Source organism: Klebsiella sp. K47 (assembly GCF_051858335.1).
In the GTDB taxonomy this organism is placed as follows: Bacteria; Pseudomonadota; Gammaproteobacteria; order Enterobacterales; family Enterobacteriaceae; genus Klebsiella; species Klebsiella pneumoniae.
The window spans coordinates 1-213 of sequence record NZ_JBPYUI010000545.1 but is presented as its reverse complement, the minus strand read 5'-3'; the positions used below and the strand labels follow the sequence as shown (position 1 = coordinate 213).

The following is a 213-nucleotide window of genomic DNA, read 5'->3' as shown; positions in this document are numbered from 1 at the left end:
ACCTGCTGCTCGTCCTCGTAAAAAAGTTAAAAAGACAGTGGTTGATGGCATCGCCCACATCCATGCGTCCTTTAACAACACCATCGTGACCATTACCGATCGTCAAGGTAACGCCCTGTCCTGGGCTACCTCCGGCGGTTCGGGTTTCCGCGGTTCCCGCAAGTCCACCCCGTTCGCTGCTCAAGTAGCTGCTGAGCGTGCTGGTCAAGCTGC

At 56.3% G+C, this 213-nt stretch carries 1 protein-coding gene; it reads left to right on the top strand.

The annotated features are described in order from the left end of the window. Window positions 1-213, top strand: a 213-nt coding sequence (gene rpsK, locus RRF55_RS29155; RefSeq protein WP_439419472.1) for a 30S ribosomal protein S11, incomplete at both ends; no start/stop codon positions are given.